Raw genomic sequence first — 15,753 nt, 5'->3', positions numbered from 1 at the left:
CTGCGTTGCAGACCCCTCGACGTACTTTTAGTACGCCTTCGGGGACTGCGCCTTGTATAAATTTATTTTAGAGCGTATTTAGTTTTGGTGGAGGTCGCGGTGGAGATTTTGAATTTTGTGGCTGGTGAGTTTAAGGCTTCCGGAAATTCAAAGACTTTTTCTAAATACTCTCCCTTTGATGGTTCTGAATTGGCTTCCGTTGCTGATTCAGATGCTATGGATGTGATCCTTTCTTTGCAAAGTTCCAAGAGGGCTTTGGCGGCGTTTGAAACGTCTACTCCTGAATCCCGTGCAGAAATTTTGAATAAGCTTGCTGCTTACTTCGAACAAAACTCTACAGAGATTGCTTATCAAGAAGCCCTTCATCAGGGGCTCCCGCAAAAATTCGTTTTAAAAAACAGCGTTCAAGTTTCAATTTCTATTCTTCGCGAAACTGCGAGTGAGTTAGTGAAACCTTTGTTTGCCGGTAAGGTTGTTAAAGCTTCCGGTTTGATTGGAATCATCACTCCCTGGAGTTTGTCATTGCGTCTGGTGACGGAGCGTTTGGCGCCAGCCTTGGCTGCAGGTAATGCCGTTATCATCAAAGTATCTGAACAGTCTCCGATCACAGCTAAAATTTTGGGCGAGGCGTTTAAAACGATCGAACTTCCCCTGGGCTTGGTTCAAGTTTTAAATGGCGGAGCGGAGGTTTCGCAGATTATCGCGGGTCATCCTGGTATTCGAGCGATCACGGCGGCGGGTAAATCTGCGACGATGGAAGCGATTGCCAAGGCAGCTCTTCCGCAGATGAAAAAGCTGCAGCTTAGTGGTGGTGCTAAAAACGCAGCGATTGTTTTGAATGATTTTGATTTTAAGAATCGCATGGCCGAGATCATGACGCCGTTCCTATTGGGACAAGGTCAGATGTGTTGGAATATGACTCGTCTGTTTGTGGTGGATTCTTTTGCCAAGGAATTCAATGAGGAGCTTAAAAAGTTTTTGGCTGATTTGAAACCATTGACTTCTCCAGAGGGCGATTCCATCTGGACTCCGTTGATTTCAAAAGATCGCGCCGAAATTTTAAATCAAAAAACCCAATTCGGCGTTTCTGAACATGGAAAAGTTTTTGCGCAACCATTAGCGGAGAGTACCGGGAATTTCGTCAAGCCGACATTTATGGCAGATCTTCCGAATTGTTCCGTCATGCAACAAGATGAGTTGTTTGCTCCACTGTTCCTGGAAACTTCCGTTAAATACCAACATGAAGCGGTGAAGTGGACCAATACGGCATATCTGGGACATTCAGCAATTGTATGGGGTCCTGAAGAGAAGTTTGCTAAGGTCGCAGAAAAGTTAGATGTGGGACAAGTTTCTTTGAATAAATGGTTGGTCAGTGAGCCGATGACGGTGTTCGGTGTTAAGCAATCAAGCTTTGGAATCACCGATATGTCTTGGGCAGGTTCATTTTATTCGGACGTAAAAAAGTTGACGATGGCGCCATAACGTCAAAGATGTGACGAAATGGCATGTCGATTTGTTGACGCGAATTAGTTCAAAATGTGCGTTCTTGCACGAGTTTTGACATCACAGTGAGAGCAAAATGCTTCTTCAGTAATTTCGGAAACGTTGCGATCAGACACGTGTCGGAGTTCGAGGACGGTGCCGCAAAGTATGCAATTGTTTTGGGAAATTATAAACTCGCGGTGTTTAGGACTATCAGTTTTCTCGAAATAATTGATCTTTGATTCTTCCATTTTTGTCTCATCCTTGAGCTTTAGTCCTGCATCCATGCAGGAAGCAATAGTGTGCCAATGCAAGAAGCGTTCACAGACTTGGGTCGGGTCTCCGCGCTTGGGAGCCGCCTCGGCCAAGGCTGCAACTCCGCGACACACCATCCATGGTTCACCGTCGCCGGCTTCGCCCGTTCGCGCATCGTGCGCCGACGGAGGTCGCTGCGTTTCAGCCTTGGCCGAGGCGGCTCCCAATCACGGAGACCCTCCTTGCTGTTTTCGTTTTTTATCGACAACTGTTGCTTGGGAGAATTTGGGGAAGACGTTCGTGGAAAATAAAAAATGGCGCGAGGTCTTCGCGCCATTTTATTTTTTAGAGATTGAGATGGGGTAAGGGGATTAGAGGTAGCTTGTTTTTAGTTTTGATTCGGATTCGTAGCGTTCGAAGGCGAATGTTATTAGTTTGGTGATCAACTCTTTGTACGCTAGGCCGGTTGCTTCCCACATTTTTGGGTACATTGAGATTTTTGTGAAGCCGGGGATGGTGTTGATTTCGTTGATGTACAATTCTCCGTTTTGTTTTAGGAAGAAGTCTACTCTGGTTAAGCCGTCGCAGCCCATGGCTTGGTACGTCTTTTTGGCCATGTCTTGGAGGCGTTGCAAAGTCTCGCCTTGGATTTTTGCTGGGATTTCTAACAGGGCTCCGTTGTCGTCGATGTATTTGGCTTCGTAAGAGTAGAACTCATGCTGAGGGATTACTTCGCCTGGTAGGGAGGCTTCTGGGGCGTGGTTGTGACCCATCACTGAGCATTCTACTTCGCGGCCCTGGATGAATTCTTCTGCCAGAACTTTATAGTCGAATTGGAAGGCGTCTTGGAGTTTTACTTTGAAGTCTTCTGCGGATTTGATTTTGTGTACGCCTACAGAGGATCCCGCATTTGCTGGTTTGATAAAGAATGGTGTTCCCAAATTCTTGACGATTTCATCGTAACTATTATTTTTGTACGGAGTTAGCAGCATGTAGCGTGCATTTGGAATTTTTGCGTCAGCCAGGATGTGTTTCATCACGGCTTTATCCATTCCGGCTGCTGAAGACCAAACTCCGCATCCTACGAAAGGGATATTGACCATTTTAAAGATGCCTTGGATGGTTCCGTCTTCGCCCATTGTTCCGTGCATGATCGGGAATGCGCAGTCAACGGAGGTCTTCGTGGAATTTTTCAATGAATAAAGAACGGGTTTACCCAGGTCACAGATCATGGCCACAGGCTCTGCATTTGGTGGCAAAGCCTTGTCGTCGATTTTCGTTACTTGTGAAAACACTGACATGTCGGGAAAGCGGTACCACGTACCATCAGAGCTGATGCCGATAAGAATAGGACTGAATTTTTCTTTGTCCAAAGCGTCTGCTACGTTTTTAGCTGAGCGCAAGGAAACTTCATGCTCTGCTGATTTACCACCGAAAATAAGTGCGATTGTCTTTTTCATTTTAATTCCGTCCGTGAGTTAAAACATTCTAAATAAATTATTGAAGTGCTTTGTCATAGTAGATTTAACATGGCGCTGGGAGGAAGCTGTACTACGAATACAGCGACGACGAAGCAACGCAGGGAAATCTGCTAGGGCATAGCACTTAAGCCCACTCTACCAGTTCGTGGGCTAAGCCAAAGATGCCGGCGAAGACTTCATTTGGTTTTGCATCACCGTACATGTATGCCGGCGTTGTGACGACTTTCGTTTCGCGGTCCGAGATATAGTCGTCCACGGGGCATTCTTCGTGTTGGGCGCCGGTTTTTTGAATCTCTGCCGCTGTGGCAGCGTCATCACCGATAGTTAGGGTGACTTTTTTCTTGCCCAAAACTTTTGCCAAAAGAACCGGAGCGATACAACATGCGCCGATCGGTTTGCTGGCTTCGAAAAATTCCAGGATCACGCGTTTCACTTCTGGATTCACTTCGCAAGCCGCACCTTTTTCAGCCCAGTTACAAAGATTTTTTGCAGCACCGAAGCCTCCCGGAAATGCCAATCCGTCAAAATCTTTTGCGTGAAGTTCCGCCAATGATTTTACTTTGCTGCGAGCGATACGCGCAGATTCAACCAAAACATTGCGTTTCCCACCCGTCGGAGATTTTGAAATGTGGTCGACTTCGACCAGTTCGATGTCGGGCGCAAAACAAGTGATCTCGGCACCAGCTTGATTCAAAGCAATGAACAAGCTCACTGTTTCAGTGATTTCGGATCCATCTAAATAACCGCTACCAGAAAGTACGACTGCGATTTTTTTCATAAAAAAACCTCCGGGAGATTTCACTCTACCGGAGGTCCTAAGTGTTGGCAATGAAGTGGTGACTAGTTTTGGCTAGTGTTACGTTGAAAATTTTTAAGACGGTTGCACACCGTGACTAAAACTTTTGTGGTTGAATTCGGAATCTGTACAAGACCTCGCGAACAGTAATCTAATACACGAGGCAAGAAAGGCAGATCCGGAGTCATCGAAATAGTATATGTGACCTTTTGCTTTTCCGTTGTCGTTCCGGTTTTCAAAAGGATCGACCAATCGAATGTCACTTTTTTAACGTTCAGCTGACAGTTTGGAAGTCCACCGCAGTTTGATTGCTGTTTGATAAGGTCGGGAGCGGGACGAACTTCGCTCGTTTTAGTAAGATTCGCGCATTTGATTTCGCAAGAATCCACTTTCAACGTTTCCTTACAGTACTTCAGCAAATCATCAGTCATGACACAGGAGTTTGCGAGCATCAAAACTCTTTCAAATCCTAAAGTCATTTCATAGTCGTCACCTAAAGTTTTTACGTCACTCTTTTTAGCCAGAACCGATTTCGCAGTTGCTAAAGCAGCACTGTCGGTGGATTTCAGACTCTTTTTTGAAGCGGCTTGCACAGAATTTGAATCCGTTGCGTTGCTTTTCAAAACAGAACGATGATCTTCCCGAGTGGACTGCGAGGAATTCTCCCCCGAGATCACAGCGGTTTGATACAGAAAAGTGTAATCATATTGATCAGCGGTTTCAGTGACATTCGATATCGTGATGCCCTCTTGCAAAACCAAGCGGGGTTCCATTGTATCGATCTGCTGTTCAGTTTCTTGAAACAAGAAATCACCTTTTAGCATAGTCAGGGGACTGACTGAACCCCAGCCATCAACCAAAGAGCTACTGACTTCCTGAGCAGAAGCGGGAACCGCTTTATCATCAAGGTCTGGAGTTTTCATACAGGACAACGAGCCCGCGACCACTGCCACAGTTAAAACTTGCGGCAACAATCTGTGGAGATTTTTATTCATATAGAATCCCAACCCCAAACCCAAAGATTTAAAGGCATGATTTTTTCAAACTTAGCGACCGTCTCTTCTTTAAAGATTCCGATGGCGCGATAATCAACGGGACCGAACAACAGGCGAACCATGTCAGTTTCATGAGTGATCGTATAAAGATCCTGACCGATACCAAAAACGAACTGATCGCCTTGTTTTTCCAAAACGAAATCAGCCACACCCTCAGCGCGGAAAGCACGTTTGATTTTAGCTGAAAGCTGTTCAAAGTTGACGATTTTGATCATCCCTAAGAAACCGCTGTTTTTCGTTACGTGGCGTGTTTCCAGTTCGCGAATCAGATTTTGGGAATGCTTAGGGCAGATAATTGTAAACGGAGTTCCCTTTTTCGCACGAATAAAGCTCAACAGAGAAAGCAGTTTACTAGTTGAACCACCCCATTCGTGGATGTAGCCACCCAAATCAATCCCTTTGCCTTCAATAGCATAAGCAGCGAGCTGACCGTTTGGTTCCCAAGCTGTATAGATTTGAGTTTGTGGAATACTTAAAAACTTACGAGTTTCTTCGATGGAACGAACCGAGTTCACCGAGTGCTGTGAATACAGGCGGTAAATCGCATCCGGAGCAATTTTAGAATCAGTAGAATAAGATAAATTACTGATCGGCATCTGGAAGTTGTCTTCAATGACGAAGCTGATTTCGCTTCCTGCCAGCTCAAAGCCCATGCGGCGATAGAAATCGAACAGATCCGTCCAAAGAATCGCAATATCACATGATTGCTCCTGCGCAGATCTTAGGCAGTCTTTAATAACTGTTGTGCTAAGTCCCTGACCACGATGTTGATCATCCGTTACCACCGAGCCGATGGCTGCGACTTTATAGATCACATGGGGAGACTTAATAATAAGAGGTTTCAATACGGCGTGGGAAAGGACTCGTTCCTCGTCCGCTATAATACGCATATTGTGCAAGTTGTTAGGAGTAAACGCCGTCGGGTACTCGGCAGCAATAGACCAAGGAGCTTCAGAACGTAGTTTTTTATTCAAAAAATCCAAAACCTGGGGAAGCTCGGTTTCCCTTGGTGAGCGCGGTCCTTCCATGAACCCTCCTTTTGACAATCTCCTCTAGAATAGCGGGATTTGAGCCTGGACCCCAGTGATTCGACAAAAATGGGCCTGAAAATGCGACACAAGTCCGGAAGGTCAGTTTGACAGAAGGGGGTAAAGCCTTATATTTAAGGGCGTATTAGGAGAAGCTCATGGCTGATAAGGGTTCAAAATGGTCGGAAAATAAACCGGGTAAAGTATTCGTGGATCAATCTTGTATTGCCTGCGATGCCTGCGTTTTGACGGCTCCAAAGAACTTCTCCATGCACGAAGAAGACGGTCACGCCTTCGTTTCCAAGCAACCCGAAAGCCCTGAAGAAGCTGAATTGGTAAAAGAAGCCATCGAAGGCTGCCCAGTTGAAGCAATTGGCAACGACGGTGACGAGTAAAAAGAAAGCTCCTCTCGAGCAGACTATTTCCCTTTTAAAGCGCTATTATCCCGACGCTCACTGCGCTCTAAACCATCGCAATCCTTTTGAATTATTAGTCGCCACGGTTTTATCTGCACAATGTACGGATGAGCGCGTGAACATGGTGACCCCAGCGTTATTTGCGAAATATCCCACGCCACAAGCGATGTCGAAAGCTCCTTTGGGGAGTCTGGAAAGCTTGGTGCGCTCCACGGGTTTTTTTAAAAACAAAGCCAAGAATTTGAAATCCGCCGCAACTGACTTGGTGGAAAAATACGAAGGTGAAATTCCACAGGACCTTGAGGCTTTGGTCGGGCTTGCAGGAGTGGGTCGCAAAACGGCGAATGTTGTTTTGGGCAATGCTTTTGATATTCCCAGTGGCATCGTGGTGGATACACATGTCACGCGGTTGTCGAATCGCCTGGGGTGGGTGAAAACTGATAATCCCGTTCAGATCGAAAAGATTTTGTGCAAAGTGGTGCCAGAAGACGATTGGATTTTGTTATCGCATTTATTGATTTCACATGGTCGAGCTATCTGTAAGGCGAGAAAACCAGATTGCGCTCACTGCTTCCTTGAGACGACTTGCCCCAAGCGGGGAGTCTAGGCACAATGATCTCATGTTTGTTTCATTCTTTGAGAGCGTTAAATACGTAGGACATCTTTTGCCCATTTCTTTCCTAAGAATATTCCTGGGCTATTACTATTTAGAACAAGCTTTGCAAAAATATCGCGGCGATTTCTTAACTCGTCCACGCATTGCCGATCAAATTGCTGAGTGGTTGCCAACCAGTCATGCGCCGAATTGGTTTAAAATTTTTGCGAGTGCGCAGATGATTCCAAACTGGCAGACGGTGGCTTTCATCATCGTAGGCCTGGAATTTGCGATCGCGATTTCCTATATCATCGGCTATGTCGTTCGTCCCATTGCTATCATCGCAATGCTTTTGTGTGTGACGATGCTTTTCATCTCGGGACCGGGACACGAAGACTTTTACAAAACATTCCTGGCGATTCACCTGATCTTGGCGTGGGTGGGGGCAGGTCGTTGTCTGGGCCTTGATTATTATTTCTTCAAACGCCGCCGCGGTATCTGGTGGTAATGTCATGAAAAATTTTATCGTTTTTATCGCAGTCGTGTTTTTAGGTTTGTTCTTGGCACTTTTGAATCGCACCGACACAAACCCTTCCGCAGGGACCATGCCGACTTTACGTGTTTTTGGTTATTCTTCATTCACCGGGAAATTCGGCCCGGGGCCTTTGTTAAAGTCAGAGTTTGAAAAAACCTGCAATTGCAAACTGGAGTTTATCGAGGGCAGTGACTCTGGCATTTTACTTCAGCGTTTGAAAATTGAAGGCGAAAGCTTGGGAGCTGATCTGGTGATCGGCCTTGATCAGTTTGATATCTCTAAAGCGACCGCAGAACAACAATGGCGAAAAATGAATCTGGGTGATCTGAACGTCTATGACGTGGTGAAACCAGCTTTAGCGAATAAGTTTTTTGTTCCTTATGACTGGGGTGCTTTGACTTTTGTGATGCGCACCGGGGAGCTTAAGAAAACTCCGGTTAAAATCGATGATCTTTTGGATCCTGAATTGACCAAGAAAATTTCTTTGGAAGATCCCCGCACCAGTTCACCAGGAATGCAGTTCTTGTACTGGCTGGTAAAATCAAAAGGTGAGGAAGAGGCATTTCAATTTTTGCAAAAGCTGATGCCGCAAGTTCACAGCTTTTCTCCAACTTGGTCAGCGGCCTATGGGCTTTTTACCAATAAGCAGACGAAGCTTGCTTACTCTTATGTGACGTCGCCTTTGTATCATGAAATTGAAGAAAAAAAGAAAGACTATCAAGCGATCGTCTTTACCGAGCCCCTGCCAGTGCAGTTTGAATTCATGGGCATTCCTGAATTCTGTCGTCACTGCGAGCTGGCGGAAAAATTTGTGAACTTGATGCTTTCTCCGGCCGGCCAAAAGATCATCATGGAAAAGAACTATATGATGCCCGTGATGAAAGGCGTTCGTGATGGAACTCCATTCGCAACAATTCCAGAATATAAATCCGTACCGGGTTTTGAAATCATGCCGACTGCTGAAGTGGATCGTCTGCTAAAACGTTGGACGGAAGTACGCCGGGGCAATCTCAATTGAGTTTGCGTAAAATTCTTCGCCTAACTTTGGTGGTATTTTTGCTGTTTCCGTTTCTGTTTCTGCTGACGCAGTTCAGACCTCAGGAACTGCCGGATATGGCCGAACTTTGGTGGGCTTTTAAGAATACTTTCATTCAAGCTTTGCTGTCATCGGTGTGTTCGATGATCTTGGGCATCTGGGCATCATTTGGGATTCTGAATTTTCCAGCTGGGAAAAGTCGCCTGCGCCTGGCTTTAGAAGTGGCATGTCTGGTTCCCAATTTTCTCCCACCGTTATTCATTCTGCTTTCCATTTTAAATATTGTGGATCCCTTTCCAATGGGAGTTCTGGGAATCGCTCTGGTTCACACGGTGATGAATTTTGGCCTGGTCGCTGTTCTTTTTACCAGCATTGTTGAAAGTAAAGTCGGCGGAGTGGCGGAGCTTTCATACGTTGAAGGCGCCGGCCGCTGGCAGTTTATTTCTAAAGGCCTGCTGCCGATGCTAAAAAAAGACCTGTGGCTTTTGGGGCTTTTTATTTTCGTCGTTTGTTTCGGTAGCTTTTCAGTTCCATTGATTGTGGGTGGGGGCAAGGGCACGACAATTGAAGTTTTGATCTATGAAAAAATCCGTCTTTCCAGTGATTGGGGTGGTGCGGTTTTTTTAGCGGCATTGCAGTCTGTTTTTGTCTTTGCGTTATCTCTTATCGTCGCTCGGGGCAAAGGCAGCACCGCCACTCGTTATGCGAATTTAAGTATGCTTCGCACGCGTTCAGGTATTGCGATTATCGTGGCAGTTTCTTTGATGTATCTGACCGGATATGTTCAGGGTCTGATTGCAGGTTTTGGCATGGTGTCGACATTGTACGAATACCAATCAGCGTTGGCATGGAGTTTTGTTGGAAGCATCTTGATTGGCATGACAGTGGGAGCTTTGTGTTACGCCGGTCTGATGTTAATCGCCTTCTGCTGGCCCAAATCCTGGTTCGATAAATTCTTAAACGGATATGTAGCACCGAGTACCTCGCTGGCTTGTTTCTGCCTTCTGATTTTAAGTCCCAACGAAGGGATCTTTCCTTTTATTAAAATTCCTGTCGCCCTGGTGTTACTAAGCTTAAACGGCTTGTTTCGCATGGGGTGGGATAGTGAACTGCGCTCCTTGGATTCTCAAATAAATGTGGCCTATGCAATGGGGGCCTCCCCAATGCAAATTTTTAAAGAGATCATGTTTCCGCAAATTTCTGCCAAGGCCGGAGTGCTCGCTGGTATTGGCGCCGTGTGGGCCTGCGGAGATTTTGCAGTTTCGCGCATTCTTGCGCATCGAGATTTAAGCATAGCGATGATGACGGAAACTTTGATGTCGAGCTATCGCCTGAATCAAGCAACGGTCTTAAGTCTTTTGATTATTCTTGCAGGCATAATTTGTTTTGCTCTATGTGTGGGGGGGAGTCGTGTCCTTCGTCGAAAATTTACGCCGTGATTATGGCGACTTTAAAATTGATATTCCCCGTTGGGAGATTCTGGATCAGGGCGTAACAGTCCTTTCCGGTCCTTCTGGTTCGGGTAAGACTTCGGTATTCAGAATGCTTTTGGGGTTGGAAGATTGCCCTGGCATGAAGTGGACCTTTGGCGATCAGGATCTGGCAAAGTTAAAAACACCAGATCGTAAATTGGGCGTCGTATTTCAAACTCTGGATCTATTTCCTCATATGACGGCGCGGGAAAATATTTTATTCGCGGCCCGTGCCCGGGGTATTCCCGAAGAGCGAGTCCGAACCCGTCTGAAAGATCTAACACAAAGTTTGAAAATGGAATCATTCCTAGATCGCTCGGCCTCGATTATTTCAGGTGGAGAAAAACAACGCGTTGCTATTGCCAGAGCTTTAATGGGGGAGCCACGCTTGCTACTTTTGGACGAGCCCTTCTCGGCCCTGGATCAGGAGCTTCGGGAAGACAGCCGACGCCTGGTGAAAGCAGTAATTGAAGCGGAAAAAATTCCGACCTTACTGGTCACCCATGATCCCCGGGACATCGAAGTTCTGGCGAACAAGGTTTTCTATATCCGTAACGGATCTATTATTTCTGAAAGCTGATTATACTGATTAGATTGTATAGCGCTGAACCATTTCGAGCAGCGCTGTTTTCTTAACGGGCTTGGTTAAATGCTCCGTACAGCCCGCATCCAATGATTTTTGAATGTCTTCAGCCATAGCATTCGCGCTGACTGCGATAATTGGTACTGCTTTGTGATTATGGGTTTTTTCCCATTCGCGAATTTTCCGTGTTGCTACATATCCGTCCATTACGGGCATTTGAATATCCATCAGGATGATATCAAAGTTTCCGTGAGTGGCTTTTTCCACGGCAACGGCACCGTTTTCTGCCTGAACGATATCAAACGGGAATTTCTTTAAATACGTCAATAACAGGAAGCGGTTGTCTTCCGTATCATCGACGATCAAGATGCGCCCATTGCGACTGATGTTTTGAGCGATTTGCGGAATGCCTTTTGCTTCTTCAAACGGACGAGGTGCTTCCACCACAGAGTCTGTCGGAATGTAGGGAACTGTAAAGGAGAACGTACTTCCCTGATTTTCGCGGCTTTCAAACCAGATCTTACCACCCATCAACTCGACCAAGTTTTTTGAAATCGTGAGTCCCAGACCACTGCCACCGAATTTACGCGTGATCGAGCTGTCCGCTTGAACGAAGTTTTGGAAGAGCAGATGCTGTTTGTCGGTCGGGATGCCTGTGCCGGTGTCGCGAATTTGGAAAAGAACGTTCTTTTTCGTTTCGTCTTCGAAAGCGGCCGTCACGGCAATTTCACCCGATTGAGTAAACTTGATCGCATTACCAATGAGGTTAAACAGGATCTGACGTAAGCGAGTCGGATCCCCGATAATATGCGAGCGCTCGCCATCCAGATTCACGGTCAGATGGAAGTCGAGATTTTTCTCCGCCGCTTTTTGTTTTAGGATGTCACAAATATTCTTTGTCGTCGCAATCAGATCAAAAGCGATTTTTTCAATACGAACTTCGCGGGCTTCGATCTTAGAGATATCCAGAATATCATTGATCAAGGAAAGCAGATTCTCACCCGCATTCGCACACACTTGCACCAGTTGTGACTGTTCCGGTTTCAGATCGGATTCAGACAGAATATCCGTAATACCAATAATCGCATTCAGCGGAGTACGGATTTCATGGGACATACGCGCCAGGAATTCCGACTTCGCTTGGGAGGCCTTGACCGCTTGCTCTCGGGCTTGGATCAGGGCTTGCTCGCTTTGGATACGATCGGTGATGTCTGTTCCTACGAATACGAAAGTTAAATCCTTCGACGTTCTGTTTGGTAAGGCGGCCCAGTTCATCAGGATCGGAATGCGGTGACCATCAACGTTGGTGATTTCCGCCTGGATACTGTGACGAGTTTGCAAAAGCCATGTGTAGTTTTTGAATTCAGGTTGCGCGTGAATCAGGTTTTTTAAATCCACCTGAGAAACTTGATTCGGGGACAGTCCCAAAAGCTTCAATGCGTATTCATTCGCTTGGGAAATCATGTAAGAAGACTGGCGCCAGTCATCATGATGGATGACTTTTACGATAAACAGGAATGCTTTGATGGATTGAATAACGCTATCCAGGAATTCCTTTGATACCGTTGTGGTTTCCAAGCGGTCCGCAAGCTGATTGTACTTAGTGACCAGCATCCCGATTTCATCGCGGGATTGATAATTGATTTTTTGAGTCAGATTGCTGGTGCCGAGTTTTTCCAGACGATCCGTCAAGAGCTGAATCGGCTCCACCACTTTTCCGGTCGCTGCGAAAGTCGCAAAGAAGAACAGGATAAAGATCAAGACCGCCGCCGCACTGGAGGCGATTGCGATACGATCCAAAACTGCAAAAGCTTCGCTTTCGTCGATTTTAGTTTGAATGTACCAAAGCTCGCCGTTGGGAAGATAAATCTTACCGATAGAACGGATCACCTTCTGATTGCGGTAATCTGTTCCAAGCTCGCGAACTTCACTAAGGTTTTCAATTTTTTTGATGTCTTCGTCACCACGGTTGCTCGCTGGAGTATTTGTGGCAGGTTGGGCGCCTTCGATGTCTTCCGTGCGGAAGCGACCCGTGTTGCGCAAACTCCAGTCCTCGCCGTAAATCAGAGTTTCACCGGTTTGACCCATACCATGAGTGGCCCAGGCAAAATTGTCGCTGGTGATGCGATCGATTTCAGAAATCGAAATCTTGATGACGACGGCTCCCAGGAATTTGCCAGCGCGGATGATCGGGGACGCAACGTATCCCGTCGTGAATTTAACGCTGACGGGGTCTTTTTCGAAATCTAGGAAAAGAGTGGATCCCTCTTGTGCTTTTTGGGCCCAATTGAAAAGGTCTTTCAGTTTGGCCGTGCCTGGGGTTTCGTCAAAAACGGAAATTCCGTCATCAAAGTCTTTACGAGTGGTGTACAGCACTCGACCTTCGGGATCGATCAAGGCCATGTCGTAGATATTGAAATCTAGAACGTAGTTATCTAACAAGCGGCGGAATTCGGGAAAAGATTCCGCGTTGGAAGATTGCAAAAGGTTGTCAGTCAACTCGTGGGAAGAGATCAGGTTGATTGCCATCTGCAGGTCGCGGAAATAATTTTCAATGGCTGTGGTTTTTGCGATACGAATTTGGGTCAAGCGTTCGTAGGTGCTGTCAACGATGGTTGACTCCACGATTTTCAAACCGATCAAAGCAACGACAAAGGTGGCCAAAAACACCGAGACGAGATTAAAAAGGAAAATTCTTAAACGTAAAGTCACCTTAGTACCAGTAGTACAGAGTGAATGCATATCAATCAACGAGTAGTTATTTGTCTCTCTGAAAACAGGTCGTTTTTCTATGGTTCTTAGATTTTTGTAACGGGGATGACGCGTACCACTTTTGCCACGGCAGACAAAACGTTCTTGGTTGTAATTTGTCTTTTGTCTACGGAAGTGAAATTTTGGGCAAGTATGGTTATTACTAAATAATCATAGGGCGAGGAGGCACCGTGAAAATGAAAACCGCATGCAAATTACTAAGCACTATGGTGTTTATGCTTCACTTCTCAGCTTGTGCCCAAACGAAGGTCATGGAAGGCGACGGGGAATTGTTGTCACCGACGATTTACTTTAAACCCACTGTGCATTTCGATGCTGCTAAATGCACTCAAGAGCAGCTGAAGGATATGCTAACCCCTGATGGAAAAGTTTTAACGACAATCTGTTCCCAAGATTTTGACCGTTGCCTGATTGAGGGCTCCTGCTTTGTTGATAAAGCAGGCAGTGTCAGATCGTATAATTATCATTCGCGGGTCAAAGACATCCCGCGCTTTGTGGAAGTGGACCTGCGCAAATGCCCGTTCGGTTACGGAGTTAATTCCAGTTGTCTAGACCCGTACTACACTATCGCCGCGGATCTTTCGATTTACAAAGTCGGAGACGTGGTTTTTGTCCCTCGTCTGGTCGGCGCGCCGATGCCCGATGGCAGCACCCATGATGGATATGTGGTCATTCGTGACCGTGGCGCGCGAATTCTTGGGCAGGGAAGATTCGATTTCTTTACGGGCTTTTACAACCATGCGGACAAAGACAACATCATCGCTCGTTTAGGTTTTGGTGATCCGTATGCGCGCTTTGATTATCGCATGGCCACTCCGGAAGAGGCTCAAGCCACTCGGGAACGCCGGGGATATCCAGGTTTAAAAAACGTTGTTGTCATTCGCGCTCTCGAGACTATTTCAACTCTATCCCGTACGCAGGCTCCTGGAGAGGAAGCGGAGTAACCCGCTTTTCAGGTTTTGCGTAACATAAGCATTTGAGTTTTTTAGTTATTTACCAACCTTAGTCTAGGTGTTCCTGGACCTTTGTCGAAAAAATATTCTTAACCAATATCCAATAAAATCAGGCACTTTGCGTGGTCCCCAAAAAATTCCTGGACCTAGGTCTAAAGTTTCCTAGACCTTCGTCGATAAGTTATTCGTAACACGTTAGGGCTTCCGCGGACCTCTCCTCAAAAAAGATCTCCCGGACAAAGTCTCCTGCAAACATGGTCAGTCACCCATGCTGCGGGAGACCTGCTCCAACCAAAATATTTGTATTTAAAAATTTAAAGTTTTTTGAACGAAACAAACAATCGATCATAGTACGTTGTCGGGTTCAAAGGTGTTCTGCAGGTAAGTGGTGCGACCACAGTGCAATCTTTAATCCTCAAAAAACAGCGTCTTATGATCCAAACATATCCCGAGGAGGAATGTAATGGGCTTAAGAATTGCGACAAATACAGCGTCTATCGCTGCTCAGCGTGTATTGTCCACGCAACAAAAAAGAACTGAGCACTCTGCTCAAGCTCTTGCTTCAGGTTCCCGTATCGTAAATGCTGCTGACGACGCCGCTGGTCTGGCGATCTCAGAAAACTTCAAAGGACAATTAAAAGGTATCTCGGCGGCGAGAAACAACGCCAACAACGCGATTTCCTTTGCGCAAGTCGGTGAGGGTGGTCTCAACGAGATCTCCAATATCTTGATCCGTCTGCGTGAGTTGGGTGTTCAAGCTGCGTCTGACACTATTGGTGAGACAGAGCGTGGATTCCTAAATAAAGAGACCCAACAACTTCTCCAAGAGGCCGACCGTATTGCCAAAACGACAACGTTTGGTAATCGAAAACTTCTCGACGGATCTGGCGGTGAGCTGGAATTCCAAGTCGGTGCCAATGCCGGTGAAGATAATATGATTAAAGTAACCTTCGATGCCGACGCTTCCGCAAGTAATTTGGGAATCGATGGTATCGACATGGAAGACAAAGGCGGAGCTCGAGCTTCATTGGAAGACATCGACAAAGCCCTCGTCAAAGTCAGTGAAATGCGTGCCGGATTTGGTGCGACCCAATCCCGCTTGCAGTCCACGGTAAGTAACTTAGATATTTCATTCGAAAATCTTTCTGCCGCGAACTCTCGTATCCGTGATACCGACATCGCGAAAGAAACAGCCGAAATGGCTTCTGCCAATATCCTGCAAAACACTGCAGTGTCAGTATTGTCGCAAGCCAACCAGCTACCAAACGTAGCGATGAAACTAGTCGGCTAATAG

Annotated in this window: 14 protein-coding genes; 9 read left to right on the top strand and 5 right to left on the bottom strand. The window is 46.2% G+C overall.

The window, feature by feature from the left end:
* Nucleotides 1–99: 99 nt before the first annotated feature.
* Nucleotides 100–1,482 carry an aldehyde dehydrogenase family protein gene (locus ACLSU7_RS09440; RefSeq protein WP_413295316.1) on the top strand — a complete coding sequence of 461 codons (1,383 nt, stop codon included), beginning with the start codon at nucleotides 100–102 and terminating at the stop codon, nucleotides 1,480–1,482.
* A gap of 626 nt (nucleotides 1,483–2,108) precedes the next feature.
* Here ACLSU7_RS09440 and ACLSU7_RS09435 read toward each other — a convergent pair.
* From ACLSU7_RS09435 to ACLSU7_RS09420, 4 genes are all read right to left on the bottom strand, one after another.
* Nucleotides 2,109–3,197, bottom strand: a complete 1,089-nt coding sequence (locus ACLSU7_RS09435; RefSeq protein WP_413295314.1) for a D-alanine--D-alanine ligase family protein — start codon at nucleotides 3,195–3,197, stop codon at nucleotides 2,109–2,111.
* 145 nt (nucleotides 3,198–3,342) lie between these two features.
* The gene (gene elbB, locus ACLSU7_RS09430; RefSeq protein ID WP_413295312.1) at nucleotides 3,343–3,996 is read right to left on the bottom strand and encodes an isoprenoid biosynthesis glyoxalase ElbB; all 654 of its coding nucleotides are present in this window, start codon (nucleotides 3,994–3,996) and stop codon (nucleotides 3,343–3,345) included.
* Nucleotides 3,997–4,058: 62 nt separating this feature from the next.
* A complete protein-coding gene (locus ACLSU7_RS09425; protein ID WP_413295310.1) occupies nucleotides 4,059–5,009 on the bottom strand; it encodes a hypothetical protein in 951 nt (316 codons plus the stop codon).
* Nucleotides 5,006–6,097 (bottom strand): GNAT family N-acetyltransferase, encoded by a 1,092-nt coding sequence (locus ACLSU7_RS09420; RefSeq protein ID WP_413295308.1) that lies wholly within the window; start codon nucleotides 6,095–6,097, stop codon nucleotides 5,006–5,008. Before ACLSU7_RS09420 ends, ACLSU7_RS09425 begins: the two co-directional genes overlap by 4 nt.
* A 158-nt stretch (nucleotides 6,098–6,255) precedes the next feature.
* On the opposite strand from ACLSU7_RS09420, the gene ACLSU7_RS09415 reads away from it, so the two are divergent.
* Genes ACLSU7_RS09415 through ACLSU7_RS09390 form a run of 6 tightly spaced genes read left to right on the top strand, consistent with a single transcriptional unit; the run spans nucleotide 6,256 to nucleotide 10,731 of the window.
* Nucleotides 6,256–6,492, top strand: coding sequence for a ferredoxin (locus tag ACLSU7_RS09415; RefSeq protein ID WP_142698886.1), 237 nt, complete (start codon nucleotides 6,256–6,258; stop codon nucleotides 6,490–6,492).
* Nucleotides 6,470–7,120, top strand: coding sequence for an endonuclease III (nth, locus tag ACLSU7_RS09410; RefSeq protein ID WP_413295396.1), 651 nt, complete (start codon nucleotides 6,470–6,472; stop codon nucleotides 7,118–7,120). Before ACLSU7_RS09415 ends, nth begins: the two co-directional genes overlap by 23 nt.
* Before the next feature lie 13 nt (nucleotides 7,121–7,133).
* Nucleotides 7,134–7,616 carry a DoxX family membrane protein gene (locus ACLSU7_RS09405; protein ID WP_413295305.1) on the top strand — a complete coding sequence of 161 codons (483 nt, stop codon included), beginning with the start codon at nucleotides 7,134–7,136 and terminating at the stop codon, nucleotides 7,614–7,616.
* A 4-nt stretch (nucleotides 7,617–7,620) separates the two neighbouring features.
* Nucleotides 7,621–8,661, top strand: a complete 1,041-nt coding sequence (locus ACLSU7_RS09400; RefSeq protein WP_413295303.1) for a thiamine ABC transporter substrate-binding protein — start codon at nucleotides 7,621–7,623, stop codon at nucleotides 8,659–8,661.
* The gene (locus tag ACLSU7_RS09395; RefSeq protein ID WP_413295301.1) at nucleotides 8,658–10,118 is read left to right on the top strand and encodes an ABC transporter permease subunit; all 1,461 of its coding nucleotides are present in this window, start codon (nucleotides 8,658–8,660) and stop codon (nucleotides 10,116–10,118) included. Before ACLSU7_RS09400 ends, ACLSU7_RS09395 begins: the two co-directional genes overlap by 4 nt.
* Entirely contained in the window at nucleotides 10,090–10,731 is a 642-nt protein-coding gene (locus ACLSU7_RS09390) for an ATP-binding cassette domain-containing protein (protein ID WP_413295299.1), read from the top strand. Before ACLSU7_RS09395 ends, ACLSU7_RS09390 begins: the two co-directional genes overlap by 29 nt.
* 9 nt (nucleotides 10,732–10,740) lie before the next feature.
* Here ACLSU7_RS09390 and ACLSU7_RS09385 read toward each other — a convergent pair whose 3' ends face one another.
* Complete coding sequence (locus ACLSU7_RS09385; protein ID WP_413295297.1) at nucleotides 10,741–13,404, bottom strand: ATP-binding protein; 2,664 nt, start codon at nucleotides 13,402–13,404, stop codon at nucleotides 10,741–10,743.
* A gap of 278 nt (nucleotides 13,405–13,682) precedes the next feature.
* Between ACLSU7_RS09385 and ACLSU7_RS09380 the strand changes: the two genes are divergently transcribed.
* Nucleotides 13,683–14,450, top strand: coding sequence for a 3D domain-containing protein (locus ACLSU7_RS09380; protein ID WP_413295394.1), 768 nt, complete (start codon nucleotides 13,683–13,685; stop codon nucleotides 14,448–14,450).
* 472 nt (nucleotides 14,451–14,922) lie between these two features.
* Nucleotides 14,923–15,750 carry a flagellin gene (locus tag ACLSU7_RS09375; RefSeq protein WP_413295295.1) on the top strand — a complete coding sequence of 276 codons (828 nt, stop codon included), beginning with the start codon at nucleotides 14,923–14,925 and terminating at the stop codon, nucleotides 15,748–15,750.
* The last annotated feature ends 3 nt before the right edge of the window (nucleotides 15,751–15,753 follow it).

The sequence above is a fragment of the Bdellovibrio sp. HCB185ZH genome (genome assembly GCF_047302455.1).
Classification (GTDB): Bacteria; Bdellovibrionota; Bdellovibrionia; order Bdellovibrionales; family Bdellovibrionaceae; genus Bdellovibrio.
Note: the sequence above shows the minus strand (reverse complement) of the source record. Positions and strands in the feature narration are given on the sequence as shown.

Excerpts from the sequence above, each read along its gene's own strand:
- ACLSU7_RS09420 (WP_413295308.1), bottom strand. The coding sequence starts at position 6,097 with ATGGAAGGACCGCGCTCACCAAGGGAAACCGAGCTTCCCCAGGTTTTG.
- ACLSU7_RS09435 (WP_413295314.1), bottom strand. The coding sequence starts at position 3,197 with ATGAAAAAGACAATCGCACTTATTTTCGGTGGTAAATCAGCAGAGCAT.
- elbB (WP_413295312.1), bottom strand. The coding sequence starts at position 3,996 with ATGAAAAAAATCGCAGTCGTACTTTCTGGTAGCGGTTATTTAGATGGA.
- ACLSU7_RS09425 (WP_413295310.1), bottom strand. The coding sequence starts at position 5,009 with ATGAATAAAAATCTCCACAGATTGTTGCCGCAAGTTTTAACTGTGGCA.
- ACLSU7_RS09380 (WP_413295394.1), top strand. The coding sequence starts at position 13,683 with ATGAAAACCGCATGCAAATTACTAAGCACTATGGTGTTTATGCTTCAC.
- ACLSU7_RS09375 (WP_413295295.1), top strand. The coding sequence starts at position 14,923 with ATGGGCTTAAGAATTGCGACAAATACAGCGTCTATCGCTGCTCAGCGT.
- ACLSU7_RS09405 (WP_413295305.1), top strand. The coding sequence starts at position 7,134 with ATGTTTGTTTCATTCTTTGAGAGCGTTAAATACGTAGGACATCTTTTG.
- ACLSU7_RS09415 (WP_142698886.1), top strand. The coding sequence starts at position 6,256 with ATGGCTGATAAGGGTTCAAAATGGTCGGAAAATAAACCGGGTAAAGTA.
- ACLSU7_RS09400 (WP_413295303.1), top strand. The coding sequence starts at position 7,621 with ATGAAAAATTTTATCGTTTTTATCGCAGTCGTGTTTTTAGGTTTGTTC.